Genomic DNA, 18658 nt, shown 5'->3' with positions numbered 1-18658 from the left:
CCATATGGCCGCCGTAGAGGCGAAATCATGAAGACAACCATCGAATTGCCTCTCCTGCCATTGCGTGATGTCGTGGTTTATCCGCACATGGTTATCCCGCTGTTCGTGGGGCGCGAGAAATCCATCGAAGCCCTCGAGGCAGCGATGACGGGCGACAAGCAGATCCTGCTGCTGGCCCAGAGAAACCCGGCTGACGATGATCCCGGTGAAGACGCTCTCTATCGCGTAGGTACGATTGCGACTGTGCTGCAGCTGCTGAAGCTGCCGGACGGCACCGTCAAGGTTCTGGTCGAAGGCGAGCAGCGTGGCGCTGTAGAGCGCTTCAGCGAAGTCGACGGGCACTGCCGCGCCGAGGTCTCGCTGATCGACGAAGTCGACGCCGCCGAGCGCGAATCCGAAGTGTTCGTGCGCAGCCTGCTGTCGCAGTTCGAACAATATGTGCAGTTGGGCAAGAAAGTCCCGGCTGAAGTCCTGTCGTCGCTCAACAGCATCGATGAGCCGGGTCGTCTGGTCGACACCATGGCCGCGCACATGGCGCTGAAGATCGAGCAGAAGCAGGAAATCCTCGAAATCATCGATCTGTCGGCCCGGGTCGAGCACGTGCTCGCCTTGCTGGATGCCGAAATCGATCTGCTGCAAGTCGAAAAACGCATTCGCGGCCGCGTCAAAAAGCAAATGGAGCGCAGCCAGCGCGAGTACTACCTGAATGAGCAGATGAAGGCCATTCAGAAAGAGCTGGGCGACGGTGACGAAGGTCACAACGAAATCGAAGAGCTGAAAAAGCGCATCGATGCTGCCGGCCTGCCGAAAGATGCCCTGGCCAAAGCGACCGCCGAGCTGAACAAGCTCAAGCAAATGTCGCCGATGTCCGCTGAAGCCACCGTGGTGCGTTCCTACATCGACTGGCTGGTGCAGGTGCCGTGGAAGGCACAAAGCAAGGTACGTCTCGACCTGGCGCGTGCTGAAGACATTCTCGATGCCGATCACTACGGCCTCGAAGAGGTCAAGGAACGTATCCTTGAATACCTCGCCGTGCAGAAGCGCGTGAAAAAGATTCGTGGCCCGGTGTTGTGCCTGGTCGGTCCTCCTGGCGTGGGTAAAACTTCGCTGGCGGAGTCGATTGCCCATGCGACCAACCGCAAATTCGTGCGTATGGCCCTCGGCGGCGTGCGTGATGAAGCGGAAATTCGTGGTCACCGTCGGACTTACATCGGTTCGATGCCAGGAAGATTGATTCAAAAGATGACAAAAGTGGGCGTACGCAACCCGCTGTTCCTGCTCGATGAAATCGACAAAATGGGCAGCGACATGCGTGGCGACCCGGCGTCGGCGTTGCTGGAAGTGCTCGATCCGGAGCAGAACCACAACTTCAATGATCACTATCTGGAAGTCGATTACGACCTGTCCGATGTGATGTTCCTGTGCACCTCGAACTCGATGAACATCCCGCCGGCACTGCTGGACCGGATGGAAGTCATTCGTCTGCCGGGCTACACCGAAGACGAAAAGATCAACATCGCCGTCAAGTACCTGTCGCCCAAGCAGATCGCCGCCAACGGTCTGAAGAAAGGCGAACTGGAATTCGACGAGGAAGCGATCCGCGACATCATCCGTTACTACACCCGCGAAGCCGGTGTGCGTGGCCTTGAACGGCAGATCGCCAAGGTCTGCCGCAAGGCCGTCAAAGAGCACGCGCTGGAAAAACGTTTCTCGGTGAAAGTGACAGCTGACCTGCTGGAGCACTTCCTCGGTGTGCGCAAATTCCGCTACGGTCTGGCAGAGCAACAGGATCAGATCGGTCAGGTGACTGGCCTGGCGTGGACGCAGGTGGGCGGCGAATTGCTGACCATCGAAGCCGCTGTGGTACCGGGTAAAGGTCAGTTGATCAAGACCGGTTCGCTGGGCGATGTAATGGTCGAATCGATCACTGCCGCGCTGACGGTTGTCCGCAGCCGTGCCAAGAGCCTGGGCATTCCTCTGGACTTCCACGAGAAGCGCGATACCCACATTCACATGCCGGAAGGGGCGACCCCGAAGGACGGTCCTAGCGCGGGTGTGGGCATGTGCACGGCTCTGGTGTCGGCCTTGACCGGGATCCCGGTGCGCGCCGATGTCGCCATGACGGGTGAAATCACTCTGCGGGGTCAGGTGCTGGCAATTGGCGGTCTGAAGGAAAAACTGCTCGCGGCTCATCGCGGCGGAATCAAGATTGTGATTATTCCGGAAGAAAACGTGCGCGATCTGAAGGAGATTCCTGACAATATCAAGCAGGATCTGCAGATTAAACCGGTTAAATGGATTGACGAGGTCCTGCAAATTGCGCTGCAATACGCGCCGGAGCCCTTGCCGGATGTGGCTCCGGAGATAGTTTCCAAGGACGAAAAACGTGAGTCTGATTCAAAGGAAAGAATTAGCACGCATTAATACGTTTTTGCCTGGGGGGCTTCCTTGACAGCTTTTTAGAGCCCTTGTTATAAAGCGGCTCTTAAGTGTCTGTAGGCCATTCAGCACTGTTTTTGCTTTCACCAAAAAACTTAGAATCATCTCAAAATAGATATAAGGGGACTTAGAGTGAACAAGTCGGAACTGATTGATGCTATCGCTGCATCCGCTGATATCCCGAAAGCTGCTGCTGGCCGTGCGCTGGACGCTGTAATCGAATCCGTCACTGGCGCTCTCAAGGCTGGCGACTCCGTTGTTCTGGTAGGTTTCGGCACGTTCTCCGTGACTGATCGTCCAGCTCGTATCGGTCGTAACCCACAGACTGGCAAGACGCTGGAAATCGCTGCTGCTAAAAAGCCAGGTTTCAAAGCCGGTAAAGCACTGAAAGAAGCTGTCAACTAAGCAAGTTTGTTTCAGGTTTTTACCCATCCGGGTCGGGGTCATGCCTGACTTGGCAGCGGAGCGGTAGAGCAGGTCGCTGGAACAGCCGCCTGTAACGCCGGGATCGAGGGTTCGAGCCCTGTCCGCTCCGCCAGTTACGAGAAGGCGCATCCTCGGATGCGCCTTTCTTCTATCCGGATTCTACCCACGCTCCACGGTTGCCTAATTTTGAAGTTCAACCGTTTCTGGGGGACGCATGCTGCAGAATATCAGGGACAATTCACAAGGCTGGATTGCCAAGACCATTATCGGGGTCATCGTTGCACTGATGGCTCTGACCGGTTTCGATGCCATTTTCAAGGCCACCACGCACACCAACGATGCGGCCAAGGTCAATGGTGAAGAAATCAGCCAGAACGAGCTGAGCCAGGCCGTTGACATGCAACGCCGTCAGCTGATGCAACAGCTGGGCAAGGACTTCGATGCTTCCTTGCTTGACGAAAAAATGCTCCGCGAATCGGCCCTCAAGGGTCTGATCGATCGCAAGCTGCTGCTGCAAGGCGCAGAACAATCGAAATTCGCTTTCTCCGAAGGTGCACTGGATCAGGTGATCCTGCAGACCCCTGAATTCCAGGTGGACGGCAAGTTCAGCTCCGAGCGTTTCGACCAGGTGATTCGTCAACTGGGCTACACCCGCATGCAATTCCGCCAGATGCTGGCTCAGGAAATGCTGATCGGTCAGTTGCGCGCCGGTGTTGCCGGTAGCGGCTTCGTCACCGACGCCGAAGTGCTGGCATTCGCCCGTCTGGAAAAACAGACCCGCGACTTCGCTTCGCTGAACGTCAAGGCCGACCCGGCCGCGGTCAAGCTGACCGACGATGAGGTCAAGGCTTACTACGACGAGCACGCCAAAGAGTTCATGACCCCTGAGCAGGTGGTTGTCGATTACGTCGAGCTGAAGAAGTCCTCGTTCTTCGACCAGGTTGCGGTCAAGGACGAAGATCTGCAGGCGGCGTATCAGAAAGAGATCGCCAACCTGTCGGAACAGCGCCGTGCCGCGCATATCCTGATCGAAGTCAACGACAAGACCACCGACGCTCAGGCCAAGGCGAAGATCGAAGAAGTCCAGGCGCGTCTGGCCAAGGGCGAGAAATTCGAAGTGCTGGCCAAGGAGTTCTCGCAGGATCCGGGTTCTGCCAACAATGGCGGTGACCTGGGTTTCGCCGGTCCTGGCGTCTATGACCCGGCCTTCGAGAAAGCCCTGTACTCGCTGAACAAGGACCAGGTGTCCGAGCCGGTGCGTACCGATTTCGGCTATCACCTGATCAAGCTGCTGGGTGTTGAAGCACCGGAAGTTCCGACCCTGGCCAGCCTGAAAGACAAGCTGACCCGCGAGCTGAAGACTCAACAGGTTGAGCAGCGTTTTGTCGAGGCGACCAAGCAACTGGAAGATTCGGCGTTCGAAGCGTCTGACCTGGCCCAGCCTGCAGCAGATCTGAAACTGACTGTGCACACCTCCAAGCCATTCGGCCGTGAAGGTGGCGAAGGCATCGCCGCCAACCGCGCGGTGGTGACGGCTGCGTTCAGCCAGGAAGTGCTGGAAGAAAACGCCAACAGCACCGGCATCGAGCTGGATCCGGAAACCGTGGTGGTGCTGCGCGCCAAGGAGCATCTGAAGCCTGAGCAATTGCCGCTGGAAGCCGTCAACACGGCGATTCGTGCGCAGTTGACCAAAGAGCATGCCAGCGCTGCGGCCAAGACCAAGGCTGACCAGTTGATCGCCAGTCTGCGCGATGGCAAGACTGCGCTGGACAAGGCGGTTGATGGCCAGAACTGGAAGGTTGTGACGGCGGCAACCCGCGCTCAGGAAGGGGTTGACCCGACTGTGCTGCAGGCGTTGTTCCGCATGCCTAAACCGGCGGCCAAGGGCAAGCCGACGTTCAGCAGCGTGACCTTGCAGGACGGCAGTCTGATGATTGTGCGTCTGGACGGTGTGAATGAAGCAGTAGCGCCGACTGATGAAGAGAAGGCGCAGTACCGTCGTTTCCTGGCTTCGCGTGAAGGCCAGCAGGATTTTGCGGCGTTCCGTAAACAGTTGGAGAGTCAGGCGGACATCAAGCGGTATTGATGGTTGACTGAGTGGTAACTGGAAAGCCCCGATCTTATGGTCGGGGTTTTTTTTGGGGCTTGGGTTTTGAGCTTGGCGGCCTTCGGGTCGACCATGCTCTTGTGGATTGGGTGAATATCCGTTGCTTCGGGTGCTGCGGCTGGCGGTTTCACCCTTACGGCGAGTCACTTTTGCAGACGCCCAAAAGTAACCAAAACGCTGGGCCCCGGCGTACGGCCCTCGCTTAGGCTCGGGTTCCTTCGTTACGGTATTCATCCGGGGGCATCGCCTACGGTTTGCTTCGCTGCACCTCCTCTCGATGTGTTCGACTTCGTCGAACGGTCGCTGCGCTCCCACCCCCGGATAAACCCCTCCACTCAGCCTGCCGAAGGGGCCGGCACGGCAAGATCAAGAGCTGCAGCCGAGCTAACGCTCATCCTGTGTAGGAGCTGCCGAAGGCTCGGGCCGCGTTCGGACGATCTTTTGATCTTGATCTTGATCTTGTGGGAGCTGGCCTGCCGGCGATGGCGGCCTGCGGGCCGACCTGTCTCTGACTGACTACCCGCAAATCAATTGTTGGAGCTGGCTTGCCAGCGAAGACGGCCGACCAGCCACCCGGCCCCGCAGAGACAAACATCCCATCCTCCCAATCACACAAACCCATAGCCCCGAGCCCTGAGCGCCGCATATAAAGTCAAAACCAGCAACCCCACAACAATCCACGGAAAGGCCCCAACTCCCGGATTCCCCAGCAGCAAACCACCCGCCAAGCCGCCCCCGGCAATCCCGACATTCCACAGGGTTACCAGCATCGACTGCGCCGTATCGGCAGCTTCTGCGGCGGTTTTCGCTGAGGCGGTTTGCAGCAGTGAGGGCATTGCGCCGAACGCCAGACCCCACACGGCGACAGCGGTGTACACCACGGCCGGCGATTCTCGCCACAGGCCCAGGGCGACGGCCGCAAGCATGAACAGCAGCGTGCTGATCAGCACCAGCTCGCGCAGCCAGCGGTCGATCAGGCTGCCGACGATCCACAGGCTCAGCACCGAGGCCAGGCCGAACACCAGCAGCACTCGGTCGATATCGCCGCCAAGTCCAGACGGTTGCAGGAACGGGGCGATGTAGGTGTACAGCAGATTGTGGGCGACCACGTAGGACAGGGTCACGAACAGCACCGATCGCACCCCGGGCAGGGTAAAGACCTGACGCAGGGGCAGGCGTTTTCCTACGTGTTCTCCGGCAAAGTCCGGTACTTGCCAGCGCACCCAGATCACCAGCAGCAGCGTCAGTGCGGTCATGACCGCGAAGCTCAGGCGCCAGCCCACCAAGGTGCCGAGTAGCGTGCCGGCCGGGATGCCCAGCGACAGGGCGAGCGGTGCGCCGAGCATGGCGACGGTGATCGCGCGGCCTTGCAGGTGTGGCGCGACCATGCGGCTGGCATAGCCTGCCAGCAACGCCCACAGCAGCCCGGCAAATACTCCGGCGAGCAAGCGTGCGATCAATGTCAGCCAGTACCACTCCGACAGGGCGGTGATGCTGTTGGCGATGGCGAAGCCGCCGATGGCTGACAGCAGCAATGGCCGGCGACGCCAGCTGCGGGTGACGATGGTCAGCGGGATGGCGGCGAGCATCGAGCCAATCGCGTACAGGGTGACCAGTTGCCCGATCAGTGCCTGGAAGACATTCAGCCCCGCGCTCATTTGTGGCAGCAGGCCGGCGGGCATGGCTTCGGTCAGCACCGTGATGAAGCCAGCGGTAGCCAGGGCCAGCAGGGCGCCGAGGGGTAATCGGTGGTGGGTTTCGACTGGCCGGGTGAGGGCCGAAGTCAGTTGTGCATCGTTCATGAGTCAGCGTCCATGTGCCGAAGTGAGTGAAGGCCATAGGCTAGGGCGCTGCGCATTGGGGAAAAATGGTTTACGGTTCCGAACATATCGGACACGGATGTCGTAAGTCGGAGAGGTGAAATGGACAGTCTGGGCAGTATTTCGGTGTTTGTTCAGGTCGCCGAGACTCGCAGTTTTACCGAGGCGGGGCGGCTGCAGGGCGTTTCGTCATCGGCGGTGGGCAAAAGCATTGCCCGGCTGGAGGCGCGACTCGGCGTGCGGCTGTTTCATCGCACCACCCGCAGCATCACCCTGACCAGCGAGGGTGCGCTGTTCCTCGCGCGCTGTCGCAAGATTCTTGCCGAGGTGGAAGCCGCCGAGTTCGAACTCTGCGATTCCGCCTCGCAGCCCCATGGCAAACTGCGCATCAGCCTGCCGCAAGTACATGGCCTGGTGATGCCGGTGATGAATGAGTTCATGGCGCGGTATCCGCAGATCGAGCTGGATCTGGACCTGACCGATCGCATGGTCGACGTGGTGGAGGAGGGCTTCGATGCGGTGATTCGTACCGGTCAACCACGAGATTCACGGCTGATGGCGCGGCCCTTGGGCGAGTTTCACATGGTGCTGGTGGCGAGCCCGTTGTATCTGCAGCAGCGCGGCGTACCGCAGATCCCCGCCGATCTGGCGAAGCACGCCTGCTTGCGGCACACCTTTCATGCCACCGGCAAGCTGGAGCCGTGGCCATTGATTGGCGAGGAGGGCGCGCCGGAGCCGAGCTTGCCGACGCGGCTCGTCACCACTTCCATCGAAGCCGTCCATCATGCGGCCCTGGCGGGGATGGGTATCGCCTGCCTGCCGGATTTCATGACCCACGAGGACGTAGCGCACGGGCGCTTGCAGCGTGTGCTGGATGCGCATATGAAACACACCGGTCAGTTCTGGGTGTTGTGGCCCTCCAGCCGCCATGCCACCGCCAAATTGCGCGTCTTCATCGATCACTTGTCGCTGCGACTTTTTCCGGCAAACAATGGTCAATAGGGTTGTAACGGCTTTAAGACACAATCCACGCGCCGCAGGGCCAAGTTCTGTTGCACAATACGCCCCGGACTGTTTTCCCTCAGGATGTTCAATGTTGATTTCAACTCCCATGCGTGTCGTTGGGTTGGCGCTGTTGTTGACCGCTGTTGCTGGCTGTTCGAAGGACAAGCCGATCTATGAGCATGAGAACTTCGATGATTCCGGCACGTTCTCGCGCAATTATCCGGTGGCTGACACCGCGAGTTGCGAGGCGGCCCGTCGTGCGTTGCTCAGCCAGGGCTACATCATCACCAGCAGTGACCCGAAACTCATCAGTGGCCACAAAAGCTTCCAGCAAACCGGTGAAACCCACATGGAGATCAGCTTCAATGTGGTGTGTACCGAAGACGGCAGCTCCAAGCACCATGCCACGGTGTTCGCCAACGCCTTGCAGGATCGCTATGCGCTGAAGAAGACCAACAACTCCGCCAGCCTCGGGGTCGGCGTATTGGGTTCGGTGTCGATGCCGATCGGCTCTTCCGACGATTCGATGGTCAAGGTCGCCAGCGAAACCGTGACCTCGCAGAAGTTCTACGAGCGTTTCTTCACCCTGGTTGAACTGTTTCTGCCAGCCGATGCGAAGAAAGCTGCGCACATCGAAGAAAAACCCAAGACCGATCTCGGGGTGCCGGAGCCCAAGCCTGCCGCTGTAGCGCCGGCAACTCCTGCGCCGGCGGTAGAGGCAACGCCTGCGCCGCCGCCAGCCGGGATTGTCGAGCCAGCTCAGACCACGACGCCGGCAGCCCCGGCAGCGACCCCGGCGCCGGCCCCGGTTGCGCCGACGTCAACGGGTTCCGAACCCGTGGTGCCGCCTGCGGAGTCTGCGCCGATCACCCCGGCACCAAGTGCTGAACCAGCACCGGCCAGCGAAACGATTACGCCGCCGGCCAACCCGAGCAATATCCCGCCACCGTCCGAGCCGATTCCGGCAATGCAGTAAGCCCGGTGCGAAACCCTGTGGGAGCAAATCTGCTCCCACAGGTGTTTCTGCGGCGCATGAAAGCTCGTTACATTCCCCTGACAAAAATCCCGCGATAAATTCCTGACCACCTGCTACGTTTTATTCATGAAGGCGCGATGTCACTTTTCCTTCATACGGGCACGCTAGGCTCGAGGCACTGGTCAGTTGATCGGGCTATTTTCAAACGGGCAGCAGGGGGACCACACGATGGATGACTATCAAGAAGAACTGCTCGAATACCAGGCGTATGAACTGGATCAGCCAGAGCCGGCCGAAGACGCCACCGAGCTTTAAGGCGTCAGGCGGTTTTGCGATGACTGCGGCGAAACTCGCCGGGGGTCTGGCCGCTCCAGCGCTTGAAGGCGCGTTGAAACGCCTCGGCTGAAGCAAAGCCCAGCAGGTAAGCGATCTCGCCGAACGCCAGTTCGGTGTCGCGGATGTAGGTCATCGCCAGATCACGGCGGGTGTCATTGAGGATCGCGCGAAACTGCGTGCCTTCCTCGGCCAGTTTGCGGCGCAAGGTCCAGGTCGGCAGCTTCAGGCGCGCCGCCACTTCTTCCAGGTCGGGTTCCCGGCCACCATTGAGCAACGGCCCCAATAGCTGAGTGATGCGTTCACGCAGGCTGCGGGTGCGGGTCAATTGCTCCAGTTCCCGTTCACACAATTGCAGCAGATGCCGCCAGGTACTCGGGCAGTGCTCGGGATTACGCTGTGCGAGGCTGTTCAGGTTCAGGCGCAATTGATTGCGCTCAGCGCCGAACTGGATCGGACAGTCGCCCAGCACGCTGTAGGCGTCGCGATAGTCCGGCGCGTCAAATTCGATTTCGATGCGTTCGGCCCGCAGTGGCTCGCGCCCGACGCTGGACAGCTGATGCAGCCAGCCGGCGATGATCGAATCGACCACAAAGCGGTTATAGGCGTTGTATGGGCTGATCGAATAAAAGCGCAGCCAAGCGCCATGGGCATCTTCGTGAAAGCTCGATTGGCCGCGATAGTTGGAGCCGTACAGCGGCTCGAAGCGGATCAGACAACGGGCGGCCTCACGCACGGTCGGCGCTTGTGCGGCGGTGACCCCGGCGAGCCCGGCCTGACTCAAGCGGCTGAGCTGGCCCATGCGCAGGCCCAGCGCCGGATCGCCGGTCAACTGAATCGCGCTGTGCCCCAGACGCATGTAGCGCGGGATCGACAGCCGCGCGCCGGCCTCGGCCAGTCGCGCGGCATCCAGACCATATTGTTCCAGCAGCGGTTGCGGATCGGCACCATGGCTGCGCACGGCATCAGCGAGGCTATGCACGAAACCTACCGACAGATCCCCCAGGCGCATCGGCAGCGGCTTCATGGCTTACAACCAGATGTTCAGCAAACGTGCGCCACGGGCTTCACCATCGGCGAATTGCTGGCCATTGCTGCTGAGAAAGCTTTGCCCCGAACCGGGCTTGTCCCAGAACTGGCCGCGCAGGAACACGCTCATGCCGGCGATCGCACGGCTGCTCGGCGGTTGCGCGGTCAGTGTCAGGCGATGCCAGGCCTGACCTTCACTGATTTCCCCAGGCTTGAGGCTGACCGACCCCGGTGTACTCGAACCCTTGTAGCCGGCCCACGGCTGATTCCAGGTGTCGTGACCGACGACGAAGGCCGGCACCGCCACCAGTTGCGCGCCTTGCTCGTCGAGTCGGCGATAGTTGTCCGGGTACCAGCTGTCGCTGCCGATCAGCACACCCAGACGCCCGGCCGGGGTCTCGACCACGTTGATCGCGTGCTCGTCTTCGCTTCCGATCACGTCACGTTGTTCGAAGATCGGGTGCATCTGCCGCTGGGGCTGGCCCAGCGGCACGCCATCACGACCGAATACCACGCTGCTGTTGAACAGCGCACCGCTGCCGGGCTTGAGCTGTCCATCACGAATACTCGGTTCGGGCAGCACGATGGAGCCGGCCACCAGGGTCACGTGAAATTCCTTGGCCAGACCACCGAATAACGCCTGGTAATCCTTGGCCATGGCTTTGGACTTCATGCGCAGGTGCGCGTCGTCGAGGCGATTTTCGCCCTTGGCAGTGAGCCAGGCGCGGGCAAACAGCAACGGATTGCTCGCCGCCAGCCAGTTCATCGCTTCGACGAGGGTCGGCGCCTGATACAGCTCGTCTTTCTCGCCGCTGATCATCAGCCAGGTGCCGACATGCTCGGGCAGTACCACCACGGTTTTTTCGTTCAGCAGCCCCTGATCCTGGGCCTGCTGCAGATAGGCCGCGAGTTTGCGGTGCAGGCGTTCCGGGCTTTGGTAGTCGGTGGGAAACAGTTCCGGCTGGATGCCCAGCAGATTGCCGCGGTCGGCGGGCGTGCCCTGATCGACCGCCAGTTTGATGCGCAAGTCCGACAGGTAATGCCCCGCCGGCCGGTCCGCCGCCCACATGGCGTAGGTGGTCAGGGCGGCAACGATGGCCATGGAGAAAAACAGGTACAGAAGTTTGCGCATGAAAACCAACAACAGCCGGGTACAGGGTGTGGCGACTAGGGTAGGGCGCATGCCGGCGCTTGCCAAGGGGCGCTGCGCATTTGGATCAATAAGTTGTCAGTTTCGGTCATTGAGTGACAGCAGTGCGACTCTTAGTCTGTCGAACATGACTGACGGGGGACGCAGAGCTCCCGCAATTTCCGTGATCGCTCGTTGTGGAGTTACCGATGACCGCCGCTCATTACCCGCACCTGTTGGCCCCGCTGGACTTGGGATTCACCACGTTGCGCAACCGCACCCTGATGGGCTCGATGCACACCGGCCTTGAAGAAAAACCGGGCGGCTTCGAACGTATGGCAGCGTACTTCGCCGAGCGCGCCCGTGGCGGTGTCGGCCTGATGGTCACCGGCGGCATTGGCCCGAACGACGAGGGCGGCGTGTACTCCGGCGCAGCCAAGCTGACTACCGAGGAAGAGGCGCTCAAGCACCGCATCGTCACCCGCGCGGTGCATGAGGCGGGCGGCAAGATCTGCATGCAGATCCTTCACGCCGGGCGGTATGCCTACAGCCCGAAACAGGTCGCGCCGAGTGCGATTCAGGCACCGATCAACCCGTTCAAGCCCAAGGAGCTGGACGAGGAAGGCATCGAGAAACAGATCAGCGATTTCGTCACCTGCTCGGTGCTGGCGCAGAGCGCCGAGTACGATGGCGTGGAGATCATGGGCTCGGAAGGCTATTTCATTAACCAGTTCCTCGCCGCGCACACCAACCACCGTACCGACCGCTGGGGCGGCAGCTACGAAAACCGCATGCGCCTGCCGGTGGAAATCGTCCGTCGAGTGCGTGAAGCGGTCGGCCCGAACTTCATCATCATTTTCCGTTTGTCGATGCTCGATTTGGTCGAGGGCGGCAGCAGTTGGGAAGAGATCGTGACCCTGGCCAAAGCCATCGAGCAGGCCGGCGCGACCATCATCAACACGGGCATCGGCTGGCACGAAGCGCGGATCCCGACCATCGCCACCAAGGTGCCGCGCGCGGCGTTCAGCAAGGTCACCGCCAAGCTGCGTGGTTCGGTGAACATTCCGCTGATCACCACCAACCGCATCAACACCCCGGAAATCGCCGAGCAGATCCTCGCCGAAGGCGATGCCGACATGGTCTCGATGGCGCGGCCGTTCCTCGCCGACCCGGACTTCGTCAACAAGGCCGCTGAAGGCCGTGCCGACGAAATCAACACCTGCATCGGTTGCAACCAGGCGTGCCTCGATCACACCTTCGGCGGCAAGCTCACCAGTTGCCTGGTCAACCCGCGTGCCTGCCATGAAACCGAGCTCAACTATTTGCCGGTGCAGCAGATCAAGAAAATCGCTGTGGTCGGTGCCGGACCTGCCGGTCTGTCCGCCGCGACCGTGGCCGCCGAGCGCGGTCATCAGGTGACCCTGTTCGATTCGGCCAGCGAAATCGGCGGCCAGTTCAACATTGCCAAGCGTGTGCCGGGCAAGGAAGAATTCTTCGAAACCCTGCGCTACTTCAAGCGCAAGTTGCAGACCACGAATGTCGAGGTGTGCCTGAACACTCGTGTCGATGTGGCGAAACTGGTTGAAGGCGGTTACGACGAAATCATCCTCGCCACCGGTATCGCGCCGCGTGTTCCGGCGATTCCGGGCGTGGACAACGCCAAGGTGCTGAGCTATCTGGACGTGATCCTCGAGCGCAAGCCGGTGGGCAAGCGCGTCGCGGTGATTGGCGCCGGCGGTATCGGTTTCGACGTCTCCGAGTTCCTTGTGCACCAAGGCGTGGCCACCAGTCTGGATCGCACGGCGTTCTGGAAGGAGTGGGGCATCGACACGAACCTGGAAGCACGTGGCGGTGTGGCCGGGATCAAAGCCGCGCCGCACGCGCCGGCTCGCGAAGTGTTCCTGTTGCAGCGCAAGAAAACCAAGGTCGGCGATGGTCTGGGCAAGACCACTGGCTGGATTCACCGCACCGGTCTGAAGAACAAGCAGGTGCAGATGCTCAACAGCGTCGAATACCTGAAAATCGACGATGAAGGCCTGCACATCCGCATCGGCGAGACCGGCGAGCCGCAAGTGCTGGCGGTGGACAACATCGTGATCTGCGCCGGACAGGATCCACTGCGCGAGCTGCAGGATGGTTTGATCGCGGCGGGGCAGAACGTGCACCTGATCGGTGGCGCCGATGTGGCGGCGGAGCTGGATGCCAAGCGCGCGATCAACCAGGGCTCGCGTCTCGCCGCTGAACTTTAAGCTACGCCGCTTAACCTGTGGGAGCGAGCTTGCTCGCGAAGGCGTGGTGTCAGTCGACATATGTATTGGCTGATACTCCGCTTTCGCGAGCAAGCTCGCTCCCACAGTGTTTGTGTTGTTCACTGATTCGGTGAGCACCATCAAGCCAATGCAGGAGTGAGCCGGCTCGCGATGGCTGCTTATGCGCGACTAGAATGTGGGCCTCTGCCCAGAATGATCAGTCGCCCATGCTTCTTCCTCCCCCCAACTGGCTACCCCAAGCCCCCCTCGAATGGCTGCAACTCGACTGGCTCACCATCGCCGGAATCGAGGTCGCCATCCTGCGTCTGGATCGGATCGACCCGCTGATCAGCGGCAACAAATGGTTCAAACTCATCGAGCATCTCAAGGCCGCCGACCGCGCCGGGGCGCAGGGCATCATCAGTCTTGGTGGTGCGCATTCCAATCATCTGCATGCACTGGCGGCGGCAGGCAAGCGTCTGGGTTTCGAAACGGTCGGGCTGTTGCGTGGCCATCCACAGCAAACGCCGACGGTTACCGATCTGCAGGCGTTCGGCATGCACCTGCACTGGCTCGGTTACGGCGGCTATCGGGCGCGACATGAGCCCGGGTTCTGGGAGCCTTGGCAGGCACAGTACCCGAATCTGCACGCAGTGCCGGAGGGCGGCGGCGGATTGGCCGGTGCGCTGGGCTGCAAGGTGCTAAAGCAACAGGTGAGTTCGCAACTGAGCACGCTGGGCTGGAGCGATTACCATGGCTGGTGGCTGGCGTGCGGCACCGGGACGACCCTGGCAGGGTTGGTGCTCGCCGAGGCGGGTGCGCATCCGGTGTATGGCGCGCTGGCGGTGCCGGAGGATCATGGCGTGGCGCCGCAGGTTGAGGCGATTATGCAAGAGGCCGGTGTCGCTGCTGCCGGCTACGAGCTGCTCGACGCCAGCCGCGGTGGCTTCGCCAAGGTTGATGAGCAGTTGCTTGAATTCATCGAGATTACTCAACGCAGGAGCGGCATACCGCTGGAGCCGTTGTATACCGGCAAGGCGTTGTTGGCGCTCAAGGAGCGGATCGAAGCGAGGGGATTCGAGTCAGGCACCCGGCTGATCTTTGTGCACACGGGCGGTTTGCAGGGGCGGCGAGGATTCATCTCCTGCAGTTGAGCTTCTGTGGCGAGGGAGCTTGCTCCCGCTCGGCGGCGCAGCCGTCGTTGATCCAGCAAATACGGTCTGCCTGACAGACCACATTTTCTGCATTCAGGTCTGCTGCGCAGCCCAGCGGGAGCAAGCTCCCTCGCCACAGGGGAATTGCACCGAGGTGTTGTTCAACCGCGCTTGGGCATCATCCGCAACAAGGTGTTATCGCCCACCACATAATGGTGATAAAGCCCCGCCAGCGCATGCAGGCCGATCAGCCAGTAGCCGGTATTGCCGATCAACACGTGCCAGTGCTCCACCTGCTTGGCGAAAGCCTTGTCTTCATGAACCAGCAGTGGCAGATCGAAACCGTAGAACATCACCTGATGCCCCTCGGCGCTGGTAATCAGCCAGCCAAGAATCGGCATGCTGATCATGAACAGGTACAACAGCCAGTGCATCACCCGCGCCAGCAGGGTTTGCCATTGCGGCGAGGCCGGGAAGATTTTCGGTGCCGGGCCGATGCTGCGCGCTACCAGGCGAAACCACACCAGCACGAACACGGTCAGGCCGAGCATGTAATGCACTTCGCGAATCAGCGTGCGGCCGCCACTGCCTTTGGGAAAGATCCCCCGAAGCTCCATGCTGGCGTACACCAGGATCAACAGAAGCAGCATCAGCCAGTGCAGCAGCACGGACACGGTGCTGTAGCGGGATTCGGAACTTGTCCACGGCATACGGTATTTCCTCACAGATCAGGGTCGCCACGTGCCGTTCTTGCGCGACGGCATGCTTTAACTGTAATCCGCTTTGGCGGATTTGCCTGAGGCTGATCGGAGTTTCACTGCGCTGAGTCAGGGCTTTAGCCAAAAAAAACGCCAGTGTCGCGAAGACCCTGGCGTTTTTTGTTGTGTTGACGAATAGACGCGATCAGCTCGATTGCGGCATCTCGCCGTTGGCCAGACGCTTGTTGATGTCGGCAATCACTTCCGGCAGGTCGCTGATGGTGTCGATCATGTAGTGCGGGCGCGAGTCGGCGAACAGCGCATGGATGCGTTTGCGTTCGCTGGCCAGCTCATCGCTGCCCAGCGCCCGGTAGCCGGCGTAGTCCAGGCCCAGCGCGTTGCCCGAGCAGATCAGCGCCACGGTCCACATCCCGGCGCGACGGCCTTCGAGAATGCCCGGCACGGTGTCGTCGATCTTCACGCAGGCCGCGACATCATCGATGCCCAACGCAATCACGTTGGCCAGGGCCTGAGCCGGCCATGGGCGACCGTTCGGCACTTCGTCGGTGGCGACCACGTGGTCGGCGACGTAGCCATTAGTGGCAGCGAGGGCCACGACCTTGTCCATCACTTGTTTCGGGTAGCCGGAGCAGGAACCGATCTTGATCCCTTGCTGACGCAGGTTGGCAATGGTTTCCAGCGCACCGGGAATCAGCGCCGAGTGCTCGGCGATCTTCTCGATCTGCAGCGGCATGAAGCGGTTGTAGATCGCGGTCACGTCGTCATCGGTCGGGGTGCGGCCGAAGGCTTTGCGATAACGCTCGGCGACCTGTGGCTGATCGCACAGCGTGCGGATGTGGTCCCACTTGCCCATGCCCATCGGGCCACGGGCTTCTTCGATGGACACCTGAACGTCGAATTCGGCGAAGGCTTCGACGAAAATCTGCGTCGGTGCGAACGAGCCGAAATCCACCACGGTGCCGGCCCAGTCGAGGATGGCGGCTTGCAGTTTGCTTGGGTTGGTGTAGTTCATGTTGGTCAGAATCCTGTATTGGAATGCGATTCAAACTGTAGGAGTGAGCCTGCTCGCGATAGCGGTGTGTCAGTCGCCATCGTCGGTGAATGCTGAAACGCAATCGCGAGCAGGCTCACTCCTACAAAGGGATTTTGGTGCGGCTTAGATCTCCAGGACTTCCATCTCGCGCAGCACTTCTCCCACGGCCGCCACGGCCTGGCGCATCTGGTCCGGGGTGACGTGGCCGATGCAGCCGACGCGGAAGGTTTCGACCTGGGTCAGTTTGCCGGGGTAGAGGATGTAACCCTTGGCCTTGACCCGTTCGTAGAAGTCCTTGAACTGGTAGCGTGGATCTTGCGGGGCATGGAAGGTGGCGATGATCGGCGCCTGGATCGCTGCCGGCAGGAAGCTGCGCAGGCCGAGTTTGCTCATCTCTTCCATCAGCGCCTGACAGTTGGCGGCGTAGCGCGCATGGCGAGCAGGCAGTCCACCTTCTTCGTTGTATTGCAGCAACGCTTCGTGCAGCGCCGCGACCACGTGGGTCGGCGGGGTGAAACGCCACTGGCCGGTCTTCTGCATGTAGCTGTGCTGGTCATGCAGATCCATCGCCAGCGAATGCGAGTTTCCTGCAGAAGCAGCCAGTGATTCCTTGCGAGCGAAAACAAAACCCATCCCCGGCACGCCTTCCAGACACTTGCCCGAAGCGGCGATCAGCGCATCGAATGGCACTTTTTGCGCGTCCACTGGCAGCGCACCGAACGAGCTCATGGCATCGATGATCAGGCGCTTGCCGTGTTGCTGCACGACGTCGGCGATTTCCGGCAACGGGTTGAGGATGCCGGTGCTGGTTTCGCAGTGGATCAGCGCGACATGGGTGATGTCGTGGTCGGCGCGCAGAAGACGGTCGACGTCAGCGGCGGTGGTCGGTTCGTCTTCAGCGGTTTCGAAGGTGCTGAACGAGCGGCCGAGCACTTCGCAGATCTTCGCCAGACGTTTGCCGTAGGCGCCGTTGATCAGCACCAGCACCTTGCCGTCACGCGGCACCAAAGTACCGATGGCCGCTTCGACGGCGAAGGTGCCGCTGCCCTGCAACGGTACGCAGTGATGCGTGGCGGCGCCGTTGAGGATCGCCAGCAATTGTTCGCAAAGGCTGGCGGTCAGTTGATTGAAGCGGTCATCCCATGACCCCCAGTCGACCATCATTGCCTGACGGGTGCGGGCCGAGGTGGTCAACGGGCCGGGAGTGAGCAGGATGGGTGCGGCAGTACTCATTCGTGTGTCCTCGCGAAAGCGCTGTGGGATGAAGCTACGGGGCATACGTTGCAATTCGGCGGTCTATCAATCAAATTGTTTGTTGTTATGCCAGCCATCAGTGAGGGTTATCCATGAATCTGTTCCAGCTGCGCGCCTTCGACGCCGTGGCCCGGGAAGGCAGCTTCACCCGCGCCGCCGCGCGCCTGTTCATCAGTCAGCCGGCGGTCACCGGACACATCAAGGCGCTGGAGGAGCACTACCAGATCACCTTGTTGCGTCGCACCGCACGCCGGGTGGAGCTGACCGAGGAGGGCACCAAACTGGCGGCGATCACCCGCGCCATGTTCGGTCTGGCCGAAGAAGCGCAGACCCTGCTCGAAGCCAACCGTCAGTTGCTGACCGGGCGTCTGGAGGTGGCGGCGGACGGCCCGCACATGGTCATGCCGATGCTCGCCAGCCTGCGTGCGCGCTATCCCGGAATCACGGTGAACCTGCGTCTGGGCAATGCGCAGGAAACCCTCGCCGCGCTGTTGTCCGAGCATGCCGACGTGGCGGTGCTGACCGAGGTCGAACCGCGCAAGGGCCTGCATCTGCAAGCGTTGAGCGAATCGCGGATCTGCGCGCTGGTACCGGCGGCGCATGCGTGGGCGCAGCGTGCCGGCGAAGTGAAGCTCAATGAGCTGGATCAGGTGATCATGGTGTTGCGCGAACCGAGTTCGATCACCCGGCGCACCTTTGATCAGGCGTGTGCGCAGGCGACGGTCAATCCGCGGGTTCTGCTGGAACTGGACAGCCGTGAGGCGGTGACCGAGGCGGTGGCAGCGGAATTGGGGGTGGGTGTGGTGTCGTCGGTAGAAGTCAGCCATGACCCGCGGGTGGTGGCGATTCCGATTGTCGGCGACGGGCTGGTCAATCGGCACATGATCGGCTGTATGGAGCGGCGGCGGGAATTGCGCCTGATTCAGGCGTTCTTCGGTCTGGCGCCAGTTTGACAATTCGCGTCGCCTCATTCGCGAGCAAGCTC

The 18658-nt window shown here is 60.9% G+C and carries 14 protein-coding genes; 8 read left to right on the top strand and 6 right to left on the bottom strand.

The annotated features are described in order from the left end of the window. The first annotated feature begins 27 nt into the window (after positions 1-27). The 3 genes from lon (at position 28) to PMI25_RS15380 (ending at position 4951) form a co-directional block, all read left to right on the top strand. A complete protein-coding gene (gene lon / locus PMI25_RS15390) occupies positions 28-2424 on the top strand; it encodes an endopeptidase La (RefSeq protein WP_003223634.1) in 2397 nt (798 codons plus the stop codon). Positions 2425-2571: 147 nt separating this feature from the next. After that, the gene (locus tag PMI25_RS15385; protein ID WP_002552737.1) at positions 2572-2844 is read left to right on the top strand and encodes an HU family DNA-binding protein; all 273 of its coding nucleotides are present in this window, start codon (positions 2572-2574) and stop codon (positions 2842-2844) included. Between the two features lie 235 nt (positions 2845-3079). Then, positions 3080-4951, top strand: a complete 1872-nt coding sequence (locus tag PMI25_RS15380; RefSeq protein WP_007965360.1) for a SurA N-terminal domain-containing protein — start codon at positions 3080-3082, stop codon at positions 4949-4951. Positions 4952-5580: 629 nt separating this feature from the next. On the opposite strand, the gene PMI25_RS15375 is transcribed toward PMI25_RS15380, so the two are convergent. After that, positions 5581-6774, bottom strand: coding sequence for an MFS transporter (locus tag PMI25_RS15375; protein ID WP_007961187.1), 1194 nt, complete (start codon positions 6772-6774; stop codon positions 5581-5583). A 120-nt stretch (positions 6775-6894) separates the two neighbouring features. On the opposite strand from PMI25_RS15375, the gene PMI25_RS15370 reads away from it, so the two are divergent. Beyond that, positions 6895-7794: a LysR family transcriptional regulator gene (locus tag PMI25_RS15370; protein ID WP_007961184.1), complete on the top strand. Its 900-nt coding sequence runs from the start codon at positions 6895-6897 to the stop codon at positions 7792-7794. A 91-nt stretch (positions 7795-7885) separates the two neighbouring features. Then, entirely contained in the window at positions 7886-8773 is an 888-nt protein-coding gene (locus PMI25_RS15365; protein ID WP_007961182.1) for a DUF2242 domain-containing protein, read from the top strand. 319 nt (positions 8774-9092) lie between these two features. On the opposite strand, the gene PMI25_RS15360 is transcribed toward PMI25_RS15365, so the two are convergent. Then, entirely contained in the window at positions 9093-10133 is a 1041-nt protein-coding gene (locus PMI25_RS15360; protein ID WP_007961180.1) for an AraC family transcriptional regulator, read from the bottom strand. Between the two features lie 3 nt (positions 10134-10136). Next, positions 10137-11267, bottom strand: a complete 1131-nt coding sequence (locus tag PMI25_RS15355; RefSeq protein ID WP_007961179.1) for a nitrilase-related carbon-nitrogen hydrolase — start codon at positions 11265-11267, stop codon at positions 10137-10139. Between the two features lie 206 nt (positions 11268-11473). Here PMI25_RS15355 and PMI25_RS15350 point away from each other — a divergent pair, with 206 nt between their 5' ends. After that, positions 11474-13513: an NADPH-dependent 2,4-dienoyl-CoA reductase gene (locus PMI25_RS15350; RefSeq protein WP_007961178.1), complete on the top strand. Its 2040-nt coding sequence runs from the start codon at positions 11474-11476 to the stop codon at positions 13511-13513. A 227-nt stretch (positions 13514-13740) separates the two neighbouring features. After that, on the top strand, positions 13741-14667 hold the full coding sequence (locus tag PMI25_RS15345; protein ID WP_007961177.1) for a 1-aminocyclopropane-1-carboxylate deaminase/D-cysteine desulfhydrase: 927 nt from the start codon (positions 13741-13743) through the stop codon (positions 14665-14667). Positions 14668-14828: 161 nt separating this feature from the next. Here PMI25_RS15345 and PMI25_RS15340 read toward each other — a convergent pair whose 3' ends face one another. From PMI25_RS15340 to PMI25_RS15330, 3 genes are all read right to left on the bottom strand, one after another. Next, positions 14829-15377 (bottom strand): cytochrome b, encoded by a 549-nt coding sequence (locus PMI25_RS15340; RefSeq protein ID WP_007961175.1) that lies wholly within the window; start codon positions 15375-15377, stop codon positions 14829-14831. 193 nt (positions 15378-15570) lie between these two features. Then, positions 15571-16398 (bottom strand): phosphonoacetaldehyde hydrolase, encoded by an 828-nt coding sequence (phnX, locus tag PMI25_RS15335; RefSeq protein ID WP_007961173.1) that lies wholly within the window; start codon positions 16396-16398, stop codon positions 15571-15573. 144 nt (positions 16399-16542) lie between these two features. After that, entirely contained in the window at positions 16543-17652 is a 1110-nt protein-coding gene (locus PMI25_RS15330) for a 2-aminoethylphosphonate--pyruvate transaminase (protein WP_007961171.1), read from the bottom strand. Between the two features lie 113 nt (positions 17653-17765). Here PMI25_RS15330 and PMI25_RS15325 point away from each other — a divergent pair, with 113 nt between their 5' ends. Further along, the gene (locus tag PMI25_RS15325; RefSeq protein ID WP_007961161.1) at positions 17766-18626 is read left to right on the top strand and encodes a LysR substrate-binding domain-containing protein; all 861 of its coding nucleotides are present in this window, start codon (positions 17766-17768) and stop codon (positions 18624-18626) included. The last annotated feature ends 32 nt before the right edge of the window (positions 18627-18658 follow it).

It is taken from the genome of Pseudomonas sp. GM30, from assembly GCF_000282275.2.
Lineage (GTDB): Bacteria > Pseudomonadota > Gammaproteobacteria > Pseudomonadales > Pseudomonadaceae > Aquipseudomonas.
This window is presented reverse-complemented; position numbering and strand designations above follow the sequence as displayed.